Genomic DNA, 22864 nt, shown 5'->3' on the forward strand with positions numbered 1-22864 from the left:
ACATTCAGGACAACCAACCGGCGACCAGTTGCCGGCCCAGCGGCCACAGCTGCTCACCCGCGAGCATGCCCAGCAGCCCCACCAGCGCGATGGCCGGTGGCGCCGGGGAACGGAAATCCAGCGCGCCATAGAGCAGGCCGACGCCCAGACCGATGGCCAGCGAAATCAGGTAGTTCATGGAAAACTCCGCCGCGTGAAAGGAATGGGCAAAGTCTAGGGAAGGATCGGCAGAGGTGTCGGCCAAGGACTTCTGAATTTCGGCCAAAAGACCGACATCCCCCTGTAGGAGCTGCCGCAGGCTGCGATCTTTTGACTTTGATTTTGAAAACAAGATCAAAAGATCGCAGCCTGCGGCAGCTCCTACAGGGTCGCGTTCAGGCCGTGGAGAATTGCGAAGGCGCCACCCCCAGTTCACGCCGGAACATGTCACTGAAACTGCTCGGTGAATACCCCAGCTCCCGAGCGATCGCATTCACCGGCACGCCCTGAATCAACTCGGCCACCGCCGTCGCCAGTTGCACCTGCCGCCGCCATTCGGCGAAGCCCATGCCGAGGCTGTCCTTGAACAGCCGCGCCAGCGTGCGCACGCTGGCTCCGGCGTTTTCCGCGTGCTGCTCGAATGGAATGTCCAGCGACGGCGCCGCCATCACCGCCTGGCACAAATTCATCAGGCGCCGGTCGGAATCGTCTGGCAGCGGGATCTTCAATGGCGAACGCCGGGCACGCTTGAGTTCCAGCAACGCCAGCCCGACCAAGGCGTCGTAATAAGCCGGCTCGCCGCTGTGACCCTGCTCCACCAAACCGACGATCAACTCGCGCAGCAGCCCACCGACCTCAATCACCTGTACCGTCGCATCCAGCGTTGCCGCCAGCACCGGGCGCAGGTAGATATTGCGCATCTGCAAGTCCGACACCACGCGAATCCCGTGGGGCACTCCAGGCGGCAACCACACCGCGCGCTGCGGCGGCACCACCAGCGCCTCATGCGGGGTCTCGACCCACATCACCCCGCTCATCGCATACAGCAACTGCCCCCAAACATGCTCATGCGGCTCAATAAACAAACCACGCGGATAGGTACGCGCCAGCGGTTGCACCGGCACATCGGTATCCGTCAGATCGGGGGGTGCGGCGAGGGCCATGGCGAGTATTCATTGGGGTTGGCGGAAGGCGCATGGTAACCAGTCGGTCACAGCGCCGCCAACGATAGATACCGTCGGACAATCCGAATGAATTTTCGCGACGCGCCGCGATCCTTCTAATACCACAGGGAGGAATACGGGCTTTATGAACAACGCAAAACTGTTTGTCATCGATTACACCCTTCACGGCACGCCCAAGTCGTTCATTATCCGCTCGGACAAAATGGACAACGCCGAGGCGTGGCACTGGGCAAGCTGTGATGCCGGCGTGGGTCGCATCCCGCGTTTCGGCCGGGAAAAAGTGCAAAAGACCAGCAAACCGATGGCGGAGAAATTCGGCGTGGAAAACGTCACATGGCGACCGGCGAGCTAGACTCTCGCCAGACAATGGGGACTCTTTGGGGGCGTACACAATGACCAGCATCTTCAGCCCGGCGCATCTGGATTATGGCCTGGACACCCTTTTCGGACGTATCACCAGAAGCGTGGACTGTCAGGTGGGTCTTGAGGCTGTCGAAGACGACCCCTATCGCTTCGCCCTGCGCGTGCCGGCGCCGTTACCGGAGGACCTCGACCAGGCGAAAACCGTGGTGGTCAGGGTCGAAGGCCGGCGTCTGCAAGGCACGGTCCGCCATACCGAACGGCTGGATGATGAAAGCCTGAAACTGCAAGTGGAGCCTGATTAGGCTCCACTTTTTTTGCGCGCGGTTATTTGGGGTGGGCGCAATGACAGCCTTTGCTTGAACACTCTTCACCGCCCTTGTGGTGATGCGCGCAAGCCTCGCAGCAGTAGTGTTTGCCGTGCACGGCGTAGGCGTGTTCGCCTTCCTTGATGGTGCATTTGCAGTTCGGGCAGTCGCATTTTCTATCGGGCATGGGGGCAGACTCCTTTTTGGGTGGTTGTCTGGGCTTGTGGGATTAAGCCGTGAATACCAGTGTAGGAGCTGCCGAAGGCTGCGATCTTTTGATCTGGTGTTTTTTGCGGGATTGGGTGTATATCCGTTCGTGCTGGCGATATTGGGTGAATATCCGTTTCTTCGGGTGCTGCCGCTGGCGGTTTCGCTCTTACAGCGAGTCACCTTTTCCAAACGCCGAAAAGGTAACCCAAAAGGCTTTGCCCCGGCGTACGGCACTTCGCTTAGGCTCAGTGTTCCCTCGCTACGGTGCCCATCCGGGGGCATCGCCTACGGTTTGCTTCGCTGCACCTCCTCTCGATGTATGCGGCTTCGCCGCACGGCGCTGCGCGCCTACCCCCCGGATGGACACCTACGCTCGGCCTGCCGAAGGGGCTGAAGATCAAAAGCCACATCAAGAGCCAAAGCCAAAGCCAAAGCCAAAGCCAAAGCCAGATCAAAAGATCACAGCCTTCGGCAGTTCCTACATGGGATTGAGTGTTTTCAGTTAGAAATTGGTCGGCTGTCAGGTCGCCTTCGCTGGCAAGCCAGCTCCCACACTGGGATCGGGTGTCATCAGTTAGAAATTGGTCGGCTGTCAGGCCGCCATCGCTGGCAAGCCAGCTCCCACACTGGGATCGGGTGTCATCAGTTAGAAATTGGTCGGCTGTCAGGCCGCCTTCGCTGGCAAGCCAGCTCCCACAGTGGGATCGGGTGTCATCAGTTAGAAATTGGTCGGCTGTCAGGCCGCCATCGCTGGCAAGCCAGCTCCCACAGTGGGATCGGGTGTTTTCAGTTAGAAATTGGTCGGCTGTCAGGCCGCCATCGCTGGCAAGCCAGCTCCCACAACTTTATTCGTGCACACCCCATGCGGCGAAGCCGCCCCACTCAACACGATGAGCGTTAGCTCGAGTACCGCTTTTGATCTGAGGGCCCGTCGGCAGGCTGAGTGGAGGGGTTTATCCGGGGGTGGGAGCGCAGCGACCGTTTGGCGCAGCCAAACACAGCGAGAGGAGGTGCAGCGAAGCAAACCGTAGGCGCTGCCCCCCGGATGAATCCCGCAGCGAAGGAACCCGAGCCCAAGCGAGGGCCGAACGTCAGGGTAAAGCCCTTTGGTTACTTTGGGGCGTTTGCCAAAGTGACCCGCCGTCAGGGCGGAACCCTAGGTGGCCGTTACCGCACCAACGGATATTCACCCAAATCTCAACCAGAACGACGAACACTGCTGCGATACATAAAGACCAAAGCCAACCCCAGACAAACCATCGCCAACACCCGAGAAGACGAAAGCTCGATCGCCGGATTCCCCAGCCAGCCAAAATTATCGATCAACATCCCCATCCCCAGTTGCCCGACGATCACCGCAACAGTCGCCACCGCCGTGCCCACGACAGGCACAGCACCGACCATGACCATCATGTAAACCACACCAAACAGCGCCCCGGTGAGCTGCCACTTCGGCACGTCCAAGAGGCTGACCGCCTGCGCCGGCTCAAAGAACAGAATCAACAATCCGGTGGTCACAGCCCCCACGACAAACGTCAGCAGACTACTGCGCAACACCCCGACCGTTTCACCCAGGCGTCCATTGATCGCCGCCTGCACACTCAACACCGCGCCAGCCAACACCACCACTGCCAACAAAATAACCAGACTCATCTCTTCAACCTCGCGCAATCAGAATCAATGCCACCACAATCAACACCAACGCCAGCCAGCGCTCGGCGTTGACTTTCTTGCGCGTCGCGCCGAACCAGCCGAAGTGGTCGATCAGTACACTCTTGCCGACCTGCCCCGAGAGAATCGCGATCATCGTCATCGCAATCCCGATATGCGGCGTCGCCAGGGTCAGCACCACCACGTACATTGGCCCCAGAAATCCTCCGATCAACTGCCAGCGCGGCAGCTCGGTCAGCGCTGGGCCTTTCTGGGGGCCGGCGAACAACAGCAGCAAAAACAGAATCGCCGAACCCACGCCGAAGATGCTCAAGGTCGCCCACAGATGCCCGACTTGCTCACCCAATGGCCCAAGCAATCCGGCCTCCACCGACAGGCCCATGCCGGCCAGAATGACCAACGGCAATAACAACAAGCGCAGCCCCGACCGGGTAGCCGGTGCCGCCCCACTTACTTCATCCAGCGTTTGCATATTCAAATTCCCATGCAAGTAAACGATGGTGCGGATTATCGGCTGGCGCCGCTGTGCGATAAATGGGAGCATCCAGACAACACTTTTGCGCAACTCGCACAACAGGATAGATTCATGCACGGGCTAAACGAACTGGGGTTCAAGACGTTGAGGCTGTTTGTGGCGGTACTCGACCACGGCAGTTTCTCTGAAGTCGCCCGTCGCGAGGGCGTGGCGCCCTCTTCAATCTCGCGGCAGATCCAGTTGATGGAGCAGGCGCTGAACCAGCAATTGCTCTACCGCCACACCCGTGCCGTGACGCCGACCGAGGCCGGGCGCATGCTCGGCCACCATGCGCGGCTGGTGCTGGTGCAACTGGAAGAAGCCGAACAGGCGCTGCAGGAGCAGCAAAGCGAACCCACCGGGCTGGTGCGCATCAATGCGCCGGTGGTGTTCGGCCAGCGTCACCTGACGCCGTGGCTGGGAAAATTGTGCGCGCGCTATCCGAAGCTGCAACTCGACATCCAGCAGACCGACCATTACGTCGACCCGCTGCAGGAAGGTGCCGACCTGCTGTTTCGCATCGGCCCGCTGCACGATTCAAGCATGCAGGCGCGGATTCTGGCACCGCACAGTTTTCAGGTCGCCGCAAGCCCGACCTATCTGCAGCGCCACGGCATCCCGCAACACCCCGAAGATCTCGCGCAGCACCAGTGCCTGGCCTACAAAGGCGCAACCGGTCAGCAGCGCTGGTTCTTTCGTCAAGGTCAGGGCGACTGGACGCCTTACTCGGTCAAAGGCCCGATCACTGGCAACCACGCCGACACCCTCACCCAGGCCGCCGAACAAGGCCTGGGACTGGTGATGTTTCCGTCGTGGCTGATTGGTGAAGCGGTGCGTGAAGGCACGCTGGTACCGGTGTTGCGCGAGTATCAGGTGTCCAACAGTCTGGAGCCGCAGCAGATTGCGGTGCTGTGGCCGGGTAGCCGGCGACTGTCGGTGAAGGTGCGTACGGTGATCGACTTCTTCATCGAATGTTTCGGCGAAGTCCCCTACTGGGACAGACCCTGAGCCTTACACCGCCCCCCGTGTAGGAGCTGCCGAAGGCTGCGATCTTTTGACTTTGATCTTTTAAAGCAAGATCAAAAGATCGCAGCCTTCGGCAGCTCCTACATAGGTTTGTGTAAACGTTAAATTCGGAACTGGCCCACCAGCTTGCCCAACCGCTGCCCCAGCTCCGCCAGACTGCGCGAAGTCTGCGCGCCCAACTGGGTCTCATCCGCCACGCTGTCCACCGCCACGGCGATCTGATGCACGCTGCGGTTGATCTCTTCGGCCACCGCCGTCTGCTCTTCCGCCGCACTGGCGATCTGCGCGTTCATCGAATTGATGGTCGCAATCAGCTCGGCCATCGCATCCAGCGACGCGCCAGCCTGATTGGCTTGCGCCGAGGTGCCATCGCCCGCCTCGCTGGAGCGGCGCATCGCCTCGACCGCCGACTGCGTGCCCGCCTGCAAACGATCGATCATGCTCTGAATTTCCTGGGTGCTGATCTGCGTGCGGCTGGCCAGCGCCCGCACTTCGTCCGCCACCACCGCAAAGCCACGCCCGGCCTCCCCGGCCCGCGCCGCTTCAATCGCCGCGTTCAGCGCCAGCAGGTTGGTCTGTTCGGCAATCGAGCGGATCACTCCGAGCACGCCGACAATCGACGACACGTCCTGCTGCAGGCTGTCGAGCGATACGCCGCTGCTGCGAATGTCATCCACCAGCGCATGAATCTGTTTGATGCTGCCGGCCACCACGCGCTTGGCGCTCTGGCCTTCCTCGTCGGTCTGCTGCGCGGCCACCGCGGCGTTCTGCGCGCTTTTGGCGACTTCCTGGGCGGCGGCGGACATTTCGTTGATCGCCGTGGCGACCTGGTCGGTCTCATGGCGCTGACGCTCCATCGCCTGATCGGAACGCTGGGCCTGATCCGACACTTGGGTCACCAGGCCGGTCAGTTGCGTGGTCATCTCGGTGATCTGTCGCACCAGGCCGTGGATCTTGTCGACGAAGCGGTTGAACGAGCCGGCCAGTTCGCCGAGCTCATCCTGGCTGCTGATGTTCAGCCGGCGGGTCAGATCGCCCTCGCCTGCGGCGATGTCGTCGAGGTTGGCTTTCATCAGGTTCAGCGGCCGCAAAATGGTGTTGGCCAACAGCATGCCCGCTGCGGCGATCACCAGCAGCACCAGCACGGCCACGCCGACGATGCTGAGGATCACGCCTTGCATACGCTCCTGCACTTGCGCCTCGACCACCGCCACTTGCGCCTCGATGCCGTCGAGGTTGACCGACGTGCCCACCGCCATGTCCCACTTCGCCAAGTATTCGGTGTAGCCGAGTTTCGGCACCAGCACGTTGGCATTGCCCGGCAGTGGCGAGCTGTATTGCAGATAGTGAGTGCCGTCCTTCGCTACTTTCACCAGGCCGAGGTTGACGTAGACGCCATTTGGATCGCGGTTGTCCTTGAAGCTTTTGCCCACGCCTTCGGGGTCGTTGGCCTTGAACAGGCGCACGGTCTCGGAGTCGTAGCCGAAGAAGTAGCCGTCCTTGCCGTAGCGGATGCCCGACAACAGCTTGATCGCCTGCGCCCGCGCCGCGTTATCACCGGGGGCGGCCGCGTCGTACAGCGGTTTGATCGTGGTCATCGCCACGGCGACGTAACTTTGCAGCGTGGCCTTGGCGTCGGCGAGCAGGCGTTCGCGGGTCTGCTCGACCTCGGTGTGCGCCTGCTGCTGGAGGATGAACAGCGTGGTCAGGCTGATGACCAGCGCAAAGAGCAGCACCGGCAGGACGGCAAGGGACAGGACTTTGGCCTTGAGACTCAAGCGCATTGGGGGGCTCACTCTTTTGGTTTTATTGGCGTGGTTAAAGGCGTTAACGGCACGCAATAGCAAAAGTTGAGTCTGCAGACACTGTATCTCCCTGTGGGAGCGGGCTTGCCCGCGATGGCGGTGTGTCAGCCACATAAATATTGAATGTGCCGACGCCATCGCTGGCAAGCCAGCTCCCACAGTTTTCAGGGTGTCAGAGGACCATCGCCGCCACCCAGCCAAACGCCAGCAGCGGCAGGTTGTAGTGCAGGAAGGTCGGGACCACGGTGTCCCAGATGTGGTGATGCTGACCGTCGATGTTCAGGCCGGAGGTCGGGCCCAGCGTCGAGTCCGAGGCGGGCGAACCGGCGTCACCCAGGGCTCCGGCGGTGCCGACGATGCAGACAATCGCCAGCGGACTGAAACCCAGTTGCACGCACAGCGGCACGAAAATCGCCGCCAGAATCGGCACGGTGGAGAACGACGAACCGATGCCCATGGTCACCAGCAGCCCCACCAGCAACATCAACAGCGCGCCGATGCCCTTGCTGTGATTGATCCACGAGGCCGACGATTCGACCAGGGTCTGCACCTGCCCGGTGGCCTTCATCACTTCGGCGAACCCGGACGCGGCAATCATGATGAAACCGATCATCGCCATCATCTTCATGCCTTCGGTGAACAGGTCATCGGTCTCACGCCACTTGACGATGCCGGACACCGAGAAGATCAGGAAACCGACCAGCGCCCCGATAATCATCGAGTCCAACAGCAGTTGCACAATGAACGCCGCCGCAATCGCCACACCGGCGATCATCAGGCTCAGCGGGTTGTAGTGCACGGCCACTTGCTCGACCTGTTCGATTTTCTGCAGATCATAGACGCGCTTCTTGCGGTAGCTGATGAACGCCATGGCCAGGCCGAACAGCATGCCCAGCGCCGGAATGCCCATGGCGTGGGTGACGTTGATGCCACTGATGTCGACGCCGCTGCGCGCGACGTTGGCCAGCAGGATTTCATTGAGGAAGATGTTGCCGAAGCCCACCGGCAGGAACATGTACGGAGTGATCAGGCCAAAGGTCATGACGCAGGCGATCAACCGGCGATCGAGTTGCAGCTTGGTCAACACATATAACAGTGGCGGCACCAGCAGCGGAATGAACGCAATGTGGATCGGCAGAATGTTCTGCGAGGCAATCGCCACCACCCAGAGCAGGCCGATCAGCAGCCATTTGACGCTGCCACCCCCGGTCGCGTGTTGCCGATCGACCATCGCCAGCGCCTTGTCGGCCAGCGCATGGGCCAGGCCGGACTTGGCAATCGCCACGGCGAACGCGCCCAGCAACGCGTAGGACAAGGCCACGGTTGCGCCGCCGCCCAGACCGCTGTTGAACGCCTTGAGCGTGGAGTCGATGCCCAAACCACCGGTCAGGCCACCGACCAGCGCACCGACGATCAGGGCGATCACCACGTGCACGCGGGACAGGCTGAGGATCAGCATGACGCCGACCGCAGCAATCACTGCATTCATTTCACTACCTCAAAAACACTGCGATGAAATATCACCGCCAGACAGGATGAGTCCGCCAACGGTTAACCGGCGGATTGGCAAAGAGGGTCTTATTAGAAGGGCGCGCACTGTGCCGCAGAGTGGCGATGGTGTCAAAGCAACCGAATGTAACAACCGATGAACCACCCTGTAGGAGCTGCCGAAGGCTGCGATCTTTTGATCTTGTTTTTAAAAAATCAAAATCAAAAGATCGCAGCCTTCGGCAGCTCCTACAGGGGATTGGTTGCATGCGGCAATCGGTCATATTGCGCTTGAACAATAAAGAAAGCCGAAACGCGGCCGTTACAGTGCAAAGTCTCAGATATTTATCGAATAAGGACGTCTCCATGTCGCTCAGACAACTTTCCATTCAATGGAAAATCACCCTGCTCGCCGGCCTGTGCCTGGCGGGCATCGTGACCCTGCTGGTGGGTCTTTCGCTGTATCGCATGGAGCACAGCTCCGAGCTGGTGAAGGCTTCGAGCATGGAGATGCTGACCGAGTCGGCCCAGGCGCGCATTGAATCGCAAGGCGAAGTGCAGGCTGCCGGGATTCGCCAGCAGTTCATGGACGCCTATCAATACGGCCACGGTTTTTCGCGGCAGGTGCTGTTCCTGCGCGAGCAGGCCGAGAAGCGCTTCCTCGATGCTTTTGACCTGCGCGAAGACATGACCCGTCAGGTCAAGTCCGCGCTGCAGGCCAACCCGGACCTGCTCGGTCTGTCACTGGTGTTCGAAGCCAACGCCTTGGATGGCAAGGATGAACTGTTCGCCGGTCAGCCCGAGCTGGGCAGCAATGACAAGGGCCGCTTCGCCCTGTACTGGTCGCAGCCGACTCCCGGCAAAGTCACCTCGATGGCCCTGCCGGAAAGCGACATGACCGACACCAGCACAGGCCCCAGCGGTCAGGCGGCCAATGCCTGGTTCACCTGCCCGCGCACCACGCTCAAACCCTGCGTGATCGAACCGTACTTTTATGTGATCGACGGCCAGAACGTGCTGATGACCAGCATCGTCTTTCCGCTGATGGTCAACGGCAAAGTCATCGCCTCGCTGTCGGTGGACATCAATCTCAACAGCCTGCAGGCGATCAGCCAGGCCGCGAGCAAAAAACTCTACGACGGCCAGACCGCCGTGAGCATCATCAGCCCCACCGGCCTGCTCGCCGGTTACAGCCCGGACGCCAGCAAGCTGAGCAAACGTCTGGATGCCTTGGACACCGTCAGCGGCGCCGAACTGCTGCGTCAACTCAGCGCCAGCAGCAGCGTCAGCAGCCTGCACAGCAACGGCCAGTTGAAAGTGCTGTCGCCGTTCCAGCCGATCCCCGGCGGCCCGGCGTGGGGCGTGTTGCTCGATGTACCGGAAAAGGTGCTGGTCAGCCGCGCCGAAGCGCTCAAGCAGCAACTGGATGCGAGCAACAACTCGGGCACCCTGATCGAACTGAGCCTCGGCGTGCTGGCGGCACTGATCGGCCTGTTGCTGGTGTGGCTGATGGCGCGCAGCGTGACCAAACCGATCCTCGGCGTGGCCAATATGCTCGAAGACATTGCCAGTGGCGAAGGCGATCTGACCCGCCGTCTGGCCTACGACAAGAAAGATGAACTCGGCCAATTGGCCGGCTGGTTCAACAAGTTCCTCGACAAGTTGCAACCGATCATCGCCGAAGTGAAACGCTCGGTGCAGGACGCGCGCAATACCGCCGACCAGTCCTCGGCCATCGCGACTCAGACCAGCGCCGGCATGGAGCAGCAATACCGCCAGGTCGATCAGGTCGCCACCGCGTCCCACGAAATGAGCGCCACCGCGCAGGATGTTGCGCGCAGTGCTGCGCAAGCCGCCGAAGCGGCCAAAGACGCCGACCGCGCCACCCGTCAGGGCCTGACCGTGATCGACCGCACCACCGCGAGCATCGACACCCTCGCCGCCGACATGAGCGCGGCGATGGTTCAGGTCGAAGGGCTGGCGGCCAATAGCGAGAAGATCGGTACGGTGTTGGAAACCATCCGCGCCATCGCCGAACAGACCAACCTGCTGGCGCTCAACGCGGCAATCGAAGCGGCGCGTGCCGGTGAAGCCGGGCGCGGTTTTGCCGTGGTCGCCGACGAAGTGCGCAACCTCGCCCGCCGCACGCAGGAGTCGGTGGAAGAAACCCGTCAGGTCATCGAGCAATTGCAGACCGGTACCCAGGACGTGGTCGGTTCGATGGGCAACAGCCATCGCCAGGCTCAGGGCAGTGTCGAACAGGTCGGGCAAGCGGTGACCGCACTGCGCCAAATCGGCGACGCGGTGACAGTGATCAGCGACATGAACCTGCAGATCGCCAGCGCGGCGGAAGAACAGAGCGCGGTGGCCGAGGAGATCAACAACAACGTGGCGACCATTCGCGACGTCACCGAATCGCTGTCCGGACAAGCCAATGAGTCGGCGCGGGTGAGCCAGTCGCTGAACAGCCTGGCGAATCAACAGCAGAGTCTGATGGATCAGTTCCGGGTCTGACTGTATCACCCTCGCCTGTAGGAGCTGCCGCAGGCTGCGATCTTTTGACTTTGATTTTTTAAAAGCCAAGATCAAAAGATCGCAGCCTGCGGCAGCTCCTACACGGGATTGGTGGTGTTTGGGGGATCAGCGTTTAGGCAACTCGATCACCACCTTCAAACCGCCCCACTCACTCTCGCCCAACACCAGCACTCCGCCCCACGTCTCGACGATATCGCGCACAATCCCCAGCCCCAGGCCATGCCCGTCAGTCTGCTCGTCGAGCCGCGTGCCACGGCTGAACACCTGAGTGCGTTGCTCCTCAGGAATTCCCGGCCCGTCATCTTCAACGCTCAGGGCGTAACCGTCAGTACGTTCGATCACACTCAGCCGCACCTCGGCATCCGCCCATTTGCAGGCGTTGTCCAACAGGTTGCCGAGCAGCTCCAGCAAGTCCTCGCGATCCCACGGCAATTGCAGCCCCGGCGGCGCGATGTAGCTCAACGCCAGATGCTCGCCGTGGATCATGTTCAACGTCGCCAGCAGCCCCGGCAGTTCCGCATCACAATCAAACAGCGCACCGGGCAGTGCATCACCGGATAAACGTGCGCGATTGAGTTCACGATTGAGCCGCTGCTGCACCTGCTCCAGTTGCTCCTTGAGGATCTTGCGCAACTCTGGATGGTCGTCGAGTTTTTCGTTCGACGCCAGACTCAGCAGCACCGCCAGCGGGGTCTTCAGCGCATGTCCCAGATTGCCCAATGCATTGCGCGAGCGCTTGAGACTGTCTTCGGTGTGCGCCAGCAGATGGTTGATCTGCGCCACCAGCGGCTCCAGTTCCACCGGCACCTGATCGTCCAGTTGCGAGCGCTGGCCCTGCTGCAACTGAGCGATCTGCTCGCGCGCCCGTTCCAGCGGCTTCAACGCGCGACGTACCGTCAACCGTTGCAGCAGCAGAATCAGCAGCAAGCCGGCAAGGCCCAGACCGAGGCCGATCTGGCGCATGCGCTGGAAACTCTCGCGCACCGGGGTGTAATCCTGGGCGACGCTGATCGAGATCGACTGCCCCAAACGCCGATAATCCGAACGCAACACCAGCAACTGCTGACCGTCCGGGCCCAGTTGCAGGTTGCTGTGCAGGCCGGGATGGTCAAGCAGCGGCAAGTCCTGATCCCACAGCGAACGCGAGCGCCAGTGGCTGTCGGCAAAATCGATGCGGAAGTAATGCCCGGAAAACGGTCGCTGATAGGCCGGCGACAGGTGCCGCTCATCCAGTTGCAAACCTTGCGGGCCACGCACCAGCGCCACCAGCAGGCTTTCGCTGTCGTTGCGCAGGCCGGCTTCGAGATAACGCTGCAAACCGACTTCGAACAACCACAGGCTGGTTTGCGCCAGTACCAGGCCGACGATCACCATCACGCTGATCAAACCCAGGCTCAAACGGCGCTGGATCGACCTCACGAAGCCTGCCCGCCGAACAGGTAACCCTGGCCGCGACGGGTTTCGATCACCGATTTGCCGAGCTTGCGCCGCAGGTGGTTGACGTGGACTTCGAGGACGTTGGAGTCACGCTCGGTCTCGCCGTCGTAGAGGTGCTCGGCGAGGTGGGTTTTCGACAGGATCTGTTCCGGGTGCAGCATGAAATAACGCAGCAGGCGGAATTCGGCGGCGGTCAGCTGAATCTCGCTGCCGTCACGAATCACGCACTGGCGACCTTCGTCCAGATGCAGGCCGGCGGCCTTGAGCGTCGGCTGGTTGGCCTGGCCCTTGGAACGGCGCAGCAACGACTGCACCCGCAGGTGCAGCTCTTCAGGGTGAAACGGTTTGGTCAGGTAATCATCGGCGCCGGCCTTCAGGCCTTCGATGCGCTCGGCCCAGGAATCACGGGCGGTGAGGATCAGCACCGGGGTCGACAGGCCGCCGGCGCGCCATTGCGCCAGCACCTCCAGCCCGGGAACGCCGGGCAGACCAAGGTCGAGAATGATCAGGTCATACGGCTCGCTGCTGCCCTGATACACCGCATCGCGCCCGTCCGCCAGCCAGTCCACCGCGTAGCCTTGGCGCTGCAGGCCGGCGGTCAGTTCGTCGGCCAGCGGCACATGGTCTTCAACCAGAAGCAAACGCATCGGTCAATCTTCCTTGTCTTTGAGTAATTCGCCGCTGTCGGCCTTCAGGTGCAGCTCGCGCGCCACGCCCTCGACGGTCAGCAGCTCGACTTCATACACGTAGACGTCGTGCTTTTCCTCCAGCTCGACTTCCAGCAGTTTCGCGCCGGGGTAGCGATCCAGCGCCTGTTGCAGCACTTGCTCCAGCGGCAGGATCACCCCCTGCTGCCGCAGCCGCAGCGCCTCGTCCTGATCGAGATCGCGAGCCATCGCCGCCGAGCAAACAATCACAAGCGCCAACGCCGTGCGGCTGGTGGCGCGAACATTAACCTTCATTACGTATCCTGATGATCCTTGAGAACCTGCCCAGTCACCGCGTCTAATTCCAGATCCCACTCCAGCCCTTGTGGATCACGCATTTCGACCTGGTAGACGTACTTGCCGTACTGCTCTTCCAGCTCGGTATCGGTGATGGTCGACCCCGGATGTCTGGTCAGCGCCGTGGCGTTGAGCTTCTCGAAGGAGACGATAGTACCAGCGTCGCGCAGGCGCAGGGCTTCGTCGGGGCCAAGATCGCGGGCATGGGCGAGGCTGGCGGTCAGGCCGATGATCGCGGCAATGGACAGGGCAGTCAGGGTTTTCATGGATGTCTCCGTATTTTTATATGCAGCTACGGTGGGCACCTTAGCGGGATCAACTTAACTGAAACTGAATTGCCATCATTGCCCTGCAGGAGCTGCCGGAGGCTGCGATCTTTTGACTTTTATAAAGATCGCAGCCTTCGGCAGCTCCTACAGTGTTTTGCAACATGTGCTTATAATTGTTCGCTTGCTAACGATCGAGACCGGTATGACTGCCATCCACATCAAGTTTCCCGCCCTCACCCTCAAGGCCGGCCCTCGGGCCATGGCGCGCATTCGTGCCGAAGGCCTGAACGCCGCCGACGTCGGCACCCTGCCCGGTGCGGCCGGAGGGCCGAAGGCGTTGGGGATTCAGGGGCTGGACCTGGCGTTGTTTGGCGAATGGCTGCCGAGCGCGCCGCGTGAGCGCTCGCTGATCGGTGCCTCGGTCGGTTCCTGGCGCTTCGCCAGCGCTTGCCTGCCGGACGCTGCCGAAGGCATTCGCCGCCTCGGCCAGTTGTACGCCGAGCAGAATTTCAACAAAGGCGTGACCATGGCCGAGATCAGCGCGAGCTCGCAGCGCATGCTCAATGACCTGCTCGACGGCCGCGACGCCAGCATCCTCGACAACGCCGATTACCGCCTGAACATCATGGTGGTGAAAAGCCACGGACGTCTGGCCGATGACCATCGCGGACGCCTCGGCCTGGCCCTGGGCTCGGTGATCGCCGATAACCTGCGCGGGCGGGCACGGCTGTCGCGGCACTTCGAACGCCTGATCATTCACGATCCGCGCCTCGCCCCACCGGTCAATGCATTGAATGACTTTCCGTCGCGCTTTGTCGCGCTCAATAAGGGCAATCTGCGCCAGGCGCTGCTGGCGTCCGGTTCGATCCCGATGGTCATGGAAGGCGTGCGCGACCTGCCGGGTGCCGGTGCCGGCACCTTCCGCGACGGCGGTCTGCTCGACTATCACCTCGACCTGCCCTACAGCGGCGATGGCATCGTGCTCTATCCGCACTTCACCGACCGGGTGATCCCGGGCTGGTTCGACAAGACCCTGCCTTGGCGCCGCGCCTCGGTGGAGCGCTTGCAGGACGTGCTGTTGCTCGCACCATCGAAGGAATATCTGGCGCGCCTGCCCTACGGCAAACTGCCCGACCGTAACGACTTCAAGCGCTTCATGGGTGATGCGCCGAGCCGCCAAAAGTATTGGCACGCGGCGATGGACGAGAGCCGCCGACTGGGCGACGAGTTTCTCGAACTGACCGCCAACGGTCGCCTCGCCGAGCGCTTGCTGACCCTTTAGTCAGTGTTTTCCCGCATCGCTAAACACAAGCTGGTAAACTCGCCGCCTGCCCGAATCGCTGCGGCGAACGCCACCTGAACAGAGCCGAAAATACTGTGGAAATCTTCAAGGAATTTACTTTCGAATCCGCCCACCGCCTGCCACACGTACCGGACGGCCACAAGTGTGGACGCCTGCACGGTCACTCGTTCAAGGTGGCGCTGCACCTGAGCGGCGACCTCGATCCGCACACGGGCTGGATCCGCGATTTCTCCGAGATCAAGGCGATCTTCAAGCCGCTGTACGAGCGTCTGGATCACAACTACCTGAACGACATTCCTGGCCTGGAAAACCCGACCAGCGAAGTGCTGGCCAAATTCATCTGGAATGAAATGAAGCCCCTGCTGCCGGAACTCAGCGCGATCCGCATTCACGAGACCTGCACCAGCGGTTGCATCTATCGCGGTGAGTGATTGAACACCAATCCCCCTGTAGGAGCTGCCGCAGGCTGCAATCTTTTGACCTTGATCTTTAAAAACAAGATCAAAAGATTGCAGCCTGCGGCAGCTCCTACAGGGAAGGGTGTGTTGTCAGGGAAATAGAGAACAGCCTTCACGGCTGTTTTTTATGCCTATGCTTTTTGGCTCAAACCCGCCAAGAGGACACCTCGTCCAAGAGGACGCCCCGGAAGCGATCGTCGCCGCCCTGCTCAGATTCCTCTGACCCAACACCCATTCCTGGTGGGAGCGAGCCTGCTCGCGAAAGCGGAATATCAGCCATTGCAGATGTCGCCTGACTCGCCGCCTTCGCGAGCAGGCTCGCTCCCACTTTGGGCTCGGGTGCATTCGGTTGCACCGCTTTCGCGCCAATCCATGTGTCTCGTCTATACATAACCCGCGCCAACCGGATTTGGCACGACCACTGCAACCTGCTTCGCGTCCCCCCTCTTCAGCAAGGAACGCCCCATGACGCAGAACGATCCCGGCAACGACTACCCCCTCAGCGAAGTCCCGATGCATGCACGAAAAGGCCTGGCCTCGACCGCCATGGTGTTACTGGGATTCACATTTTTCACCGCAACCATGTTTGCCGGCGGCAAGCTCGGCGTGGCCTTCAGTTTTGGCGAGATGATGGCGGTGATCATCGTCGGTAACCTGCTGCTCGGGCTGTACGCGGCAGGTCTGGGTTATATCGCCTTCAAAAGCGGCCTTAATTCGGTGCTGATGGGGCGTTTCTGTTTTGGTGAGGTCGGCAGCAAACTCAGTGACCTGATCCTGGGATTTACCCAGATCGGCTGGTACGCCTGGGGCACTGCAACCGCCGCGGTGGTGATTGGCAAATACTTCGCGCTGGAGCAAGGCACGGTGCTGGGCCTGATGGTGCTGTTCGGCCTGGTGTTCTGCGCCACGGCGTATGTTGGTTATCGCGGCCTGGAGATCCTGTCGTACATCGCGGTGCCGGCAATGATGTTGCTGCTGATGCTGTCGATGTGGGTTGCGACCGTGAAAGTCGGTGGCCTCGATGGGTTGCTGGCGGTGGTGCCGAGCGGTTCTCTGGACTGGTCGACCGCGATCACGCTGGTGTTCGGCACCTTCGTCAGCGGCGCGACGCAGGCCACCAACTGGACACGTTTCTCACGCTCGGCACGGGTTGCCGTGCTGGCGAGCCTGATCGGTTTTTTCATCGGCAATGGCCTGATGGTGCTGATCGGTGCCTACGGCGCAATCGTCTATCAGCAGCCCGACGTGGTTGAAGTGTTGTTGCTGCAAGGCTTCGCCATGGCCGCAATGGCCATGCTGTTACTGAATATCTGGAGCACCCAGGACAACACCATCTATAACTTCGCCGTCGCCGGTTGCAACCTGCTGCGCACCGGGCGGCGCAAGACCGTGACCCTGGCCGGCGCGATGATCGGCACCCTGCTCGCGCTGCTGGGCATGTACGACATGCTGGTGCCGTACCTGATCCTGCTGGGCACGGTGATTCCACCGATTGGTGGGGTGATCATGGCCGACTTTTTCTTCCGCTGGCGTGGGCGCTATCCGCGTCTGGCCGACACACGGCTGCCGGCGTTCAACTGGCCGGGGCTGGGGGCTTACGCGGTCGGTACGCTCGCCGCGTTCCATTCGCCGTGGGTCGCGCCGCTGGTAGGGATTGCCGCCGCCGCGCTAACGTATGTCATCGTCACCGGCCTGCTCGGCGCCCGTCGCGCCAGTGCGCCACTACCAGACCTATAAGAAAGAAGGATTCGCCTGATGCACATCATCAACGCCCGGCTGCGCAACCAGGAAGGTTTGCACGAACTGCACCTGGAAGACGGCCTGATCCGCAGCATCGGCCGCCAGACCGAAGCCCCGACCCTCAACCCCGGCGACCTCGACGCCGGCGGCAATCTGGTGGTGCCGCCTTTCGTCGAGCCGCACATCCACCTCGACGCCACGCTGACTGCTGGCGAACCGCGCTGGAACATGAGTGGCACGCTGTTCGAGGGCATCGAGTGCTGGGGCGAACGCAAGGTCACCATCACCGAAGAAGACACCAAAACCCGCGCCAGGAAGACCATTCAAGCCTTGGCCGCTCACGGCATTCAGCACGTGCGCACCCACGTCGACGTCACCGACCCGCAGCTCACCGCGCTGAAGGCGATGCTCGAAGTCCGCGAAGAAACCCGCCATCTGATCGACCTGCAAATCGTCGCGTTCCCACAGGAAGGCATCGAGTCGTTCCGCAACGGTCGCGAGCTGATGGAAGAAGCGATTCGCATGGGCGCCGATGTGGTGGGCGGCATTCCGCATTTCGAATACACCCGCGATCAGGGCGTCAGTTCGGTGAAGTTTCTGATGGACCTGGCCGAACGCACCGGTTGCCTGGTCGATGTGCATTGCGACGAAACCGATGACCCCCATTCGCGCTTTCTTGAGGTACTCGCCGAAGAGGCACGCAGCCGCGACATGGGCGCGCGGGTCACGGCCAGCCACACCACGGCGATGGGCTCTTACGACAACGCTTACTGCGCGAAATTGTTCCGTTTGCTCGGTCATTCCGGGATCAGTTTCGTCTCGTGCCCGACCGAAAGCATTCACTTGCAGGGACGTTTCGATAACTTCCCGAAACGTCGAGGCGTGACCCGGGTCAACGAGCTGCTGGAGGCCGGGATGAACGTGTGTTTTGGCCAAGATTCAATCGTTGATCCGTGGTACCCGCTGGGCAACGGCAACATCCTGCGCGTGCTTGAGGCCGGGTTGCACATTTGCCATATGCTCGGCTATCGCAACCTGCAGAACGCGCTGGATCTGGTCACCGACAACAGCGCCAAGGCCATGCACCTGGGCGAGCGTTACGGCCTGGAACAGGGGCGTCCGGCCAACCTGCTGATTCTGTCGGCGGACAGCGATTACGAAGTGATCCGCAGCCAGGGTCTGCCGCTGTATTCGATTCGCGGCGGCAAGGTGCTGATGAAGCGGCAGATGCCGGTGGTGGAGTTCAGCAGCCCTCTTAACTGACCGCCATTTCCTGTAGGAGCTGCCGCAGGCTGCGATCTTTGTTTTTGATTCTAAAAACAAGATCAAAAGATCGCAGCCTGCGGCAGCTCCTACAGAATGCTCGCGATCCTGCATGGGTATGCATTTCCCTGTGGGAGCTGGCTTGCCAGCGAAGGCAATCACCACTTCAACCGATCAAGCGAGCCGTACCAAACAACCTGACCCGCATCAATTCGCCCCGCTCTTCTTCAAGCAACACCGGCGCCGTCCCGCCCGGCATGACGACGTGAACCTCCCCACTCGCCACCCAACCCACCGCCCATGCGGCACAGGCCACTGCACTGGCGCTGGTACCGGAAGACGCCGTCGGTCCTTCACCACGCTCGAACACTCGGGCGACGATGCGCTGCGCTGACTCAAGCGCGGCCCATTGCAGATTGACGCCCGCCGGGCATGGCTGGCCGGCGCCCGTCGGCATCGCGTAGGCGATTCGGGTCAGGCCTTCGGCCCATGGCGACTGGCGCATTTGTGAGTTGCTCGGCAACTCGGCGATGTCGGTCAACAACGTTACGCAATGCGGATTGCCGATGCGCACGAATTGACTGTGCTGCCACGCGGAATCGAGTTGTGCCAACGGCGCTACGTGGCTCACCTCATGACCATTGAACCCGCGCTGTTCAACCTGCTGCGCACCCACCGCTGAAGGCCCGAAGCCCGGTTGACCAAGGTCCAGCCAGAAACCGTTCACGCCTTCGACTACGGCCGGTTTCACCGAGGTTTCCACGGCATCACCCTTGTCGTGATGCACTCGCAGCGACGCCCCTTGCGCCGGCATCAGCCCTTGCTCCAGCAACGACTGGGAAAAAATCGTCAAGCCATTGCCACTGCGCTCGGCCAAGGTGCCGTCGGTGTTGACGATCAGCACGTCGAACGGCGGCGCTGACTGGAACGGACCGATCAGCAGCCCGTCACTGCGATGCGCCTTGCTCCCCGCCGGACGCTGGCCCTCGGGCCAGTCGCAGCACAGGGCAATGGCCGCCTGACTCCAGGACGGTCTCGACACCGCACACTGCGCGGCTCCCATCGGCAGATCGATCCCCGCCTCACGAAGTGCCTGCGGCGAAATCACCCCGTAAATATTGCCTCGCGCATCGTAGAACTGCGTCATCACCGATCTCTCTCACCTTGTCGAAGCCATCACTGTAAACCGCGATCCCTTGTAGGAGTGAGCCTGCTCGCGAAAGCGGTTTGTCAGCGGCCATATTCATTGCCTGAACCACCGCAATCGCGGGCAAGCCCGCTCCCACAGGGTTCTGCACAGAACGGGCAATTGTGAACACCGGTCATCCAATGTGGGAGCGAGCTTGCTCGCGAAGGCTGCGTATCAGTCGCCATATTCATTGGCTGATATACCGCATTCGCGAGCAAGCTCGCTCCCACAGGTTAGGATGTCGGCTGCCCCGCCCCGAGACCTGCGATCGAACCTCGCCGCGCGATGACTGTCATTCGGGGGACGCGACGTTTTTTGCCAAGGATCGATATGACCAGCCTCAACCCCCAAGACACTTTCGTCCCCGGACGCCTGCAGCAGATGTCGACGCGCATCGCTTTCTTCATCGCCGGCCTGGGCATTGCCGCGTGGGCGCCATTGGTGCCATACGCCAAGGCTCGCGCCGGGCTCGACGAAGGCACGTTGGGCCTGCTGCTGTTGTGCCTCGGCGTCGGCTCGATTCTCGCAATGCCGCTGGCGGGGATTCTCGCCACGCGCTTCGGCTGCCGCAAAATCGCCACCGGCGGCACCCTGCTGATCTGCGCAGCGCTGCCGTTGCTGGCGACGGTATCGTCGATTCCGGCGCTGATCGCCACGCTGTTCATGTTCGGTGCCGGTCTGGGCACGGTGGATTCGACCGTCAACCTGCAAGCGGTGATCGTCGAACGGGCCAGCGGCAAGCACATGATGTCGGGCTTTCATGGCCTGTTCAGCCTCGGCGGGATTGTCGGTGCAGCGGGGGTCAGTGCCCTGCTCGGCCTCGGCCTGACACCGCTGGCAGCGATGCTGGTAGTGGTAGCGGTGTTGACCGGCGCGCTGTTCAAGTGTGTACCGCACATGTTGCCGTACGGCAGTGAAAGCTCGGGACCTGCCTTCGCCATTCCCCACGGCATTGTGTTGTTCATCGGCGGCATGTGCTTCATCGTGTTCCTCACCGAAGGCGCGGCGCTGGACTGGAGTGCGGTGTTTCTTGCGCAGGAGCGCGGGATCGACACGGCGTACGCGGGATTGGGTTATGCGGCGTTTGCATTGACCATGACGGCCGGACGTTTGATGGGTGACCGGATCGTGCGGATTGTCGGTGCAACGCGGATCATTCTGTTTGGTGGTCTGTTGGCAGCTGCAGGTCTGTTTCTGGCGACATTCGCGCCGAGCTGGGAAGCGGCATTGGTCGGTTACGCACTGGTGGGTGCGGGTTGTTCGAACATCGTGCCTGTGCTGTACACGGCGGTGGGCAAGCAGACGGTGATGCCGGAGAGCATCGCGGTACCGGCAATCACCACGCTCGGTTACGCAGGGATTCTGGCCGGTCCGGCGGTGATTGGCTTTGTGGCACATGCCAGCAGTTTGAGTTTTGCCTTTGGCTTGATGGCGGTGTTACTGGTGGCGGTGGCTATCGGCGGCAAGACCTTGAAAGTCTGAACACGGGTGCGATACCTGTCAGCTTTGACAGTAGACAAGAATTGCCCCCAGGCATCATGTTGATTTCCAGCTCAGCGGAAATGGAAATCTGTCATGAACATTGGAACCGGATCGGTTATCGCGCTAATCACGCTTCTCCAGGGATGTGCCTCCGTCAATCGATACGACTGGGGTGAAGGCACTGCCAATTTTGCGCCCGCTGAGCGCCTGGCCAATGCCGGCGGAAACTATGCGCATTGGCAAGCCATTGGCCGTGTTGAAGTTGAAAGCGGCATGACCTGCTCCGGCACGCTGATTGACACTCGAGAACCCGGAGCAGTATCGCAACCCGCCTATGTGCTGACCTCCGGACACTGCACACATCCGGAGATAGGCAATAACGAGATCATCGTCAATCAACCTGCAAAGGGTCGGGTGACGTTCAATTATTTTTTCGACACGCAACCGCAAAGCCGTTCCTACACGGTCAGTCGCGTCGGCTGGAGCACGCTACGCGGTCAAGACCTCTCTATCATTGAGCTTGAACAGCCTCTGGAACAGTTGATCAGAGACGGTATCCAGCCGTTGAAACTGGCGCGGGCCCCGTTGGACAGCGAAGACGACATTCTGATCACCGGCGCGCCCATGAACGGTTTCATTCAGCGCATGGCCTGCAAACAAGAACACTCGGCGGCGATTATTGAAGGCCCATGGCGTTGGGTCGGACAACTGAGCAACCGTTGTCTCGATGTTGTCAGCGGGCTGTCAGGCTCGCCACTGCTTGCACGTTACACCAATGAAATTGTGGGTGTGCTCGGCACCACCACTCGCGGGAGTGACCGCAATCGCTGCGACAAGGGCGCGCCCTGCGAAGTCGTGGCGGGACAGGTCAACAAACGCAGCAATACCAATTACGCCTCCACAACCGATGGGCTGGACGCCTGTTTCGCCAAGGGACATTTCAATCCACGTCTGGGCGGTTGTTCGCTGGGCGAGAACTGGTCGTTTCCTGGTTCGTCGCAAAACAGCGATTACATCAAGCTCGAGCGCGACGAACATGGACAAGTCGTGCCTTGGCGATGGCTGCAAACGTTCACCACAACCGCTCCTTACTACCGCTATCGCTTTACGCGCACTCTGGACGAATGTCAGAACCTTGATGGCTATAGCCAAGTGCGAACGGCTGCACCGGACGCCGATAATCAATTGAGTCATGAACTTAAAGACGGCTCAGGCTTGTACTTTCTCTGCCTGATTGGCCAACAGCGGCCTACGGACGTGCCCAAGCAATGGGCCGGAAGAACACCCAGCGTCTACTGGCGCTGGATGATGGACGCGCCCGCACCGCTGAAGCCTGCCTATAAGGTCGAAGCGGTAGGTGGCGACGAATACGACATCAGAGTATTTCCGGTTTCACCGGATCTGGATCCCGCCCGGTTTCAATACAAGTACGGCCGGCCAGGGAGCATCAATTGCAATGACGGGCAGGGATTTCAACGCGTATCACCCTCCACAGGCGTGTTCCATGTTTCCATTGCCAATGGCCGACAGAACGTCTGCCTTAAAGGCGCAGACCTGGCCGGGAATCCCGGGCCGACCATCGAGTTTCTGATCCCTCAATAGCTTCAGGCTTTTGTGGCTGAACCGTGTGAAACCGGTT

General features: G+C 61.0%; 22 protein-coding genes. 10 read left to right on the plus strand and 12 right to left on the minus strand.

Going from position 1 to position 22864, the window contains the following annotated elements:
• Positions 1 to 4 precede the first annotated feature (4 nt).
• Entirely contained in the window at positions 5 to 178 is a 174-nt protein-coding gene (locus KVQ82_RS19725) for a DUF1427 family protein (RefSeq protein ID WP_073471384.1), read from the minus strand.
• A 196-nt stretch (positions 179 to 374) separates the two neighbouring features.
• A complete protein-coding gene (locus tag KVQ82_RS19730) occupies positions 375 to 1142 on the minus strand; it encodes a helix-turn-helix domain-containing protein (protein WP_222015321.1) in 768 nt (255 codons plus the stop codon).
• Between the two features lie 145 nt (positions 1143 to 1287).
• Between KVQ82_RS19730 and KVQ82_RS19735 the strand changes: the two genes are divergently transcribed.
• Positions 1288 to 1515 carry a DUF6555 family protein gene (locus KVQ82_RS19735; RefSeq protein WP_003223528.1) on the plus strand — a complete coding sequence of 76 codons (228 nt, stop codon included), beginning with the start codon at positions 1288 to 1290 and terminating at the stop codon, positions 1513 to 1515.
• Positions 1516 to 1555: 40 nt separating this feature from the next.
• Complete coding sequence (locus KVQ82_RS19740; protein WP_145596453.1) at positions 1556 to 1828, plus strand: hypothetical protein; 273 nt, start codon at positions 1556 to 1558, stop codon at positions 1826 to 1828.
• Positions 1829 to 1850: 22 nt separating this feature from the next.
• Here KVQ82_RS19740 and KVQ82_RS19745 read toward each other — a convergent pair whose 3' ends face one another.
• The 3 genes from KVQ82_RS19745 to KVQ82_RS19755 all read right to left on the minus strand — a co-directional run bounded on the left by KVQ82_RS19745 (position 1851) and on the right by KVQ82_RS19755 (position 4184).
• Positions 1851 to 2018 carry a metallothionein gene (locus tag KVQ82_RS19745; RefSeq protein WP_080963240.1) on the minus strand — a complete coding sequence of 56 codons (168 nt, stop codon included), beginning with the start codon at positions 2016 to 2018 and terminating at the stop codon, positions 1851 to 1853.
• 1220 nt (positions 2019 to 3238) lie between these two features.
• Positions 3239 to 3694 carry a DMT family transporter gene (locus KVQ82_RS19750; RefSeq protein WP_222015322.1) on the minus strand — a complete coding sequence of 152 codons (456 nt, stop codon included), beginning with the start codon at positions 3692 to 3694 and terminating at the stop codon, positions 3239 to 3241.
• A 4-nt stretch (positions 3695 to 3698) separates the two neighbouring features.
• Positions 3699 to 4184: a DMT family transporter gene (locus tag KVQ82_RS19755; RefSeq protein ID WP_108182234.1), complete on the minus strand. Its 486-nt coding sequence runs from the start codon at positions 4182 to 4184 to the stop codon at positions 3699 to 3701.
• A gap of 114 nt (positions 4185 to 4298) precedes the next feature.
• Here KVQ82_RS19755 and KVQ82_RS19760 point away from each other — a divergent pair, with 114 nt between their 5' ends.
• Positions 4299 to 5234 carry a LysR family transcriptional regulator gene (locus KVQ82_RS19760; RefSeq protein WP_086794868.1) on the plus strand — a complete coding sequence of 312 codons (936 nt, stop codon included), beginning with the start codon at positions 4299 to 4301 and terminating at the stop codon, positions 5232 to 5234.
• Positions 5235 to 5353: 119 nt separating this feature from the next.
• Here the strand turns inward: KVQ82_RS19760 and KVQ82_RS19765 are convergent, their stop codons facing one another.
• Together KVQ82_RS19765 and KVQ82_RS19770 are read right to left on the minus strand one after the other, a co-directional pair.
• The gene (locus KVQ82_RS19765; protein WP_222015323.1) at positions 5354 to 7036 is read right to left on the minus strand and encodes a methyl-accepting chemotaxis protein; all 1683 of its coding nucleotides are present in this window, start codon (positions 7034 to 7036) and stop codon (positions 5354 to 5356) included.
• A 193-nt stretch (positions 7037 to 7229) separates the two neighbouring features.
• Entirely contained in the window at positions 7230 to 8546 is a 1317-nt protein-coding gene (locus KVQ82_RS19770) for a Na+/H+ antiporter family protein (RefSeq protein WP_222015324.1), read from the minus strand.
• Between the two features lie 365 nt (positions 8547 to 8911).
• On the opposite strand from KVQ82_RS19770, the gene KVQ82_RS19775 reads away from it, so the two are divergent.
• Positions 8912 to 11059, plus strand: coding sequence for a methyl-accepting chemotaxis protein (locus KVQ82_RS19775; protein ID WP_222015325.1), 2148 nt, complete (start codon positions 8912 to 8914; stop codon positions 11057 to 11059).
• 126 nt (positions 11060 to 11185) lie between these two features.
• Here KVQ82_RS19775 and KVQ82_RS19780 read toward each other — a convergent pair whose 3' ends face one another.
• From KVQ82_RS19780 to KVQ82_RS19795, 4 genes are read right to left on the minus strand one after another with little or no spacing between them, the layout of a single operon-like run.
• Positions 11186 to 12499, minus strand: a complete 1314-nt coding sequence (locus KVQ82_RS19780; RefSeq protein ID WP_222015326.1) for a sensor histidine kinase — start codon at positions 12497 to 12499, stop codon at positions 11186 to 11188.
• Positions 12496 to 13164, minus strand: a complete 669-nt coding sequence (locus tag KVQ82_RS19785) for a response regulator transcription factor (protein WP_222015327.1) — start codon at positions 13162 to 13164, stop codon at positions 12496 to 12498. The genes KVQ82_RS19780 and KVQ82_RS19785 overlap by 4 nt, the downstream gene beginning before the upstream one ends.
• Before the next feature lie 3 nt (positions 13165 to 13167).
• Positions 13168 to 13479: a PepSY domain-containing protein gene (locus tag KVQ82_RS19790; protein WP_222015328.1), complete on the minus strand. Its 312-nt coding sequence runs from the start codon at positions 13477 to 13479 to the stop codon at positions 13168 to 13170.
• Positions 13479 to 13787 carry a PepSY domain-containing protein gene (locus KVQ82_RS19795; protein ID WP_041070839.1) on the minus strand — a complete coding sequence of 103 codons (309 nt, stop codon included), beginning with the start codon at positions 13785 to 13787 and terminating at the stop codon, positions 13479 to 13481. Before KVQ82_RS19795 ends, KVQ82_RS19790 begins: the two co-directional genes overlap by 1 nt.
• 205 nt (positions 13788 to 13992) lie before the next feature.
• Here KVQ82_RS19795 and KVQ82_RS19800 point away from each other — a divergent pair, with 205 nt between their 5' ends.
• From KVQ82_RS19800 to codA, 4 genes are all read left to right on the plus strand, one after another.
• A complete protein-coding gene (locus KVQ82_RS19800) occupies positions 13993 to 15072 on the plus strand; it encodes a patatin-like phospholipase family protein (RefSeq protein WP_222015329.1) in 1080 nt (359 codons plus the stop codon).
• Positions 15073 to 15167: 95 nt separating this feature from the next.
• The gene (gene queD, locus KVQ82_RS19805) at positions 15168 to 15524 is read left to right on the plus strand and encodes a 6-carboxytetrahydropterin synthase QueD (protein ID WP_007915588.1); all 357 of its coding nucleotides are present in this window, start codon (positions 15168 to 15170) and stop codon (positions 15522 to 15524) included.
• A 492-nt stretch (positions 15525 to 16016) separates the two neighbouring features.
• Positions 16017 to 17288 (plus strand): cytosine permease, encoded by a 1272-nt coding sequence (codB, locus tag KVQ82_RS19810; RefSeq protein ID WP_222015331.1) that lies wholly within the window; start codon positions 16017 to 16019, stop codon positions 17286 to 17288.
• Positions 17289 to 17306: 18 nt separating this feature from the next.
• Positions 17307 to 18554: a cytosine deaminase gene (gene codA / locus KVQ82_RS19815; RefSeq protein WP_222015332.1), complete on the plus strand. Its 1248-nt coding sequence runs from the start codon at positions 17307 to 17309 to the stop codon at positions 18552 to 18554.
• A gap of 166 nt (positions 18555 to 18720) precedes the next feature.
• Here the strand turns inward: codA and KVQ82_RS19820 are convergent, their stop codons facing one another.
• Positions 18721 to 19701 (minus strand): diaminopimelate epimerase, encoded by a 981-nt coding sequence (locus tag KVQ82_RS19820; RefSeq protein WP_222015334.1) that lies wholly within the window; start codon positions 19699 to 19701, stop codon positions 18721 to 18723.
• 372 nt (positions 19702 to 20073) lie between these two features.
• Between KVQ82_RS19820 and KVQ82_RS19825 the strand changes: the two genes are divergently transcribed.
• Together KVQ82_RS19825 and KVQ82_RS19830 are read left to right on the plus strand one after the other, a co-directional pair.
• Positions 20074 to 21225, plus strand: a complete 1152-nt coding sequence (locus tag KVQ82_RS19825; RefSeq protein WP_222015336.1) for an MFS transporter — start codon at positions 20074 to 20076, stop codon at positions 21223 to 21225.
• Positions 21226 to 21318: 93 nt separating this feature from the next.
• Positions 21319 to 22827 (plus strand): serine protease, encoded by a 1509-nt coding sequence (locus tag KVQ82_RS19830; RefSeq protein ID WP_222015338.1) that lies wholly within the window; start codon positions 21319 to 21321, stop codon positions 22825 to 22827.
• The last annotated feature ends 37 nt before the right edge of the window (positions 22828 to 22864 follow it).

It is taken from the genome of Pseudomonas sp. AO-1 (assembly GCF_019775695.1).
GTDB classification, from domain to species: domain Bacteria; phylum Pseudomonadota; class Gammaproteobacteria; order Pseudomonadales; family Pseudomonadaceae; genus Aquipseudomonas; species Aquipseudomonas parakoreensis.

Excerpts from the sequence above, each read along its gene's own strand:
- KVQ82_RS19725 (WP_073471384.1), bottom strand. The coding sequence starts at position 178 with ATGAACTACCTGATTTCGCTGGCCATCGGTCTGGGCGTCGGCCTGCTC.
- KVQ82_RS19730 (WP_222015321.1), bottom strand. The coding sequence starts at position 1,142 with ATGGCCCTCGCCGCACCCCCCGATCTGACGGATACCGATGTGCCGGTG.
- KVQ82_RS19735 (WP_003223528.1), top strand. The coding sequence starts at position 1,288 with ATGAACAACGCAAAACTGTTTGTCATCGATTACACCCTTCACGGCACG.
- KVQ82_RS19740 (WP_145596453.1), top strand. The coding sequence starts at position 1,556 with ATGACCAGCATCTTCAGCCCGGCGCATCTGGATTATGGCCTGGACACC.
- KVQ82_RS19745 (WP_080963240.1), bottom strand. The coding sequence starts at position 2,018 with ATGCCCGATAGAAAATGCGACTGCCCGAACTGCAAATGCACCATCAAG.
- KVQ82_RS19750 (WP_222015322.1), bottom strand. The coding sequence starts at position 3,694 with ATGAGTCTGGTTATTTTGTTGGCAGTGGTGGTGTTGGCTGGCGCGGTG.
- KVQ82_RS19755 (WP_108182234.1), bottom strand. The coding sequence starts at position 4,184 with ATGCAAACGCTGGATGAAGTAAGTGGGGCGGCACCGGCTACCCGGTCG.
- KVQ82_RS19760 (WP_086794868.1), top strand. The coding sequence starts at position 4,299 with ATGCACGGGCTAAACGAACTGGGGTTCAAGACGTTGAGGCTGTTTGTG.
- KVQ82_RS19765 (WP_222015323.1), bottom strand. The coding sequence starts at position 7,036 with ATGCGCTTGAGTCTCAAGGCCAAAGTCCTGTCCCTTGCCGTCCTGCCG.
- KVQ82_RS19770 (WP_222015324.1), bottom strand. The coding sequence starts at position 8,546 with ATGAATGCAGTGATTGCTGCGGTCGGCGTCATGCTGATCCTCAGCCTG.
- KVQ82_RS19775 (WP_222015325.1), top strand. The coding sequence starts at position 8,912 with ATGTCGCTCAGACAACTTTCCATTCAATGGAAAATCACCCTGCTCGCC.
- KVQ82_RS19785 (WP_222015327.1), bottom strand. The coding sequence starts at position 13,164 with ATGCGTTTGCTTCTGGTTGAAGACCATGTGCCGCTGGCCGACGAACTG.
- KVQ82_RS19790 (WP_222015328.1), bottom strand. The coding sequence starts at position 13,479 with ATGAAGGTTAATGTTCGCGCCACCAGCCGCACGGCGTTGGCGCTTGTG.
- KVQ82_RS19795 (WP_041070839.1), bottom strand. The coding sequence starts at position 13,787 with ATGAAAACCCTGACTGCCCTGTCCATTGCCGCGATCATCGGCCTGACC.
- KVQ82_RS19800 (WP_222015329.1), top strand. The coding sequence starts at position 13,993 with ATGACTGCCATCCACATCAAGTTTCCCGCCCTCACCCTCAAGGCCGGC.
- codB (WP_222015331.1), top strand. The coding sequence starts at position 16,017 with ATGACGCAGAACGATCCCGGCAACGACTACCCCCTCAGCGAAGTCCCG.
- codA (WP_222015332.1), top strand. The coding sequence starts at position 17,307 with ATGCACATCATCAACGCCCGGCTGCGCAACCAGGAAGGTTTGCACGAA.
- KVQ82_RS19820 (WP_222015334.1), bottom strand. The coding sequence starts at position 19,701 with ATGACGCAGTTCTACGATGCGCGAGGCAATATTTACGGGGTGATTTCG.
- KVQ82_RS19825 (WP_222015336.1), top strand. The coding sequence starts at position 20,074 with ATGACCAGCCTCAACCCCCAAGACACTTTCGTCCCCGGACGCCTGCAG.
- KVQ82_RS19830 (WP_222015338.1), top strand. The coding sequence starts at position 21,319 with ATGAACATTGGAACCGGATCGGTTATCGCGCTAATCACGCTTCTCCAG.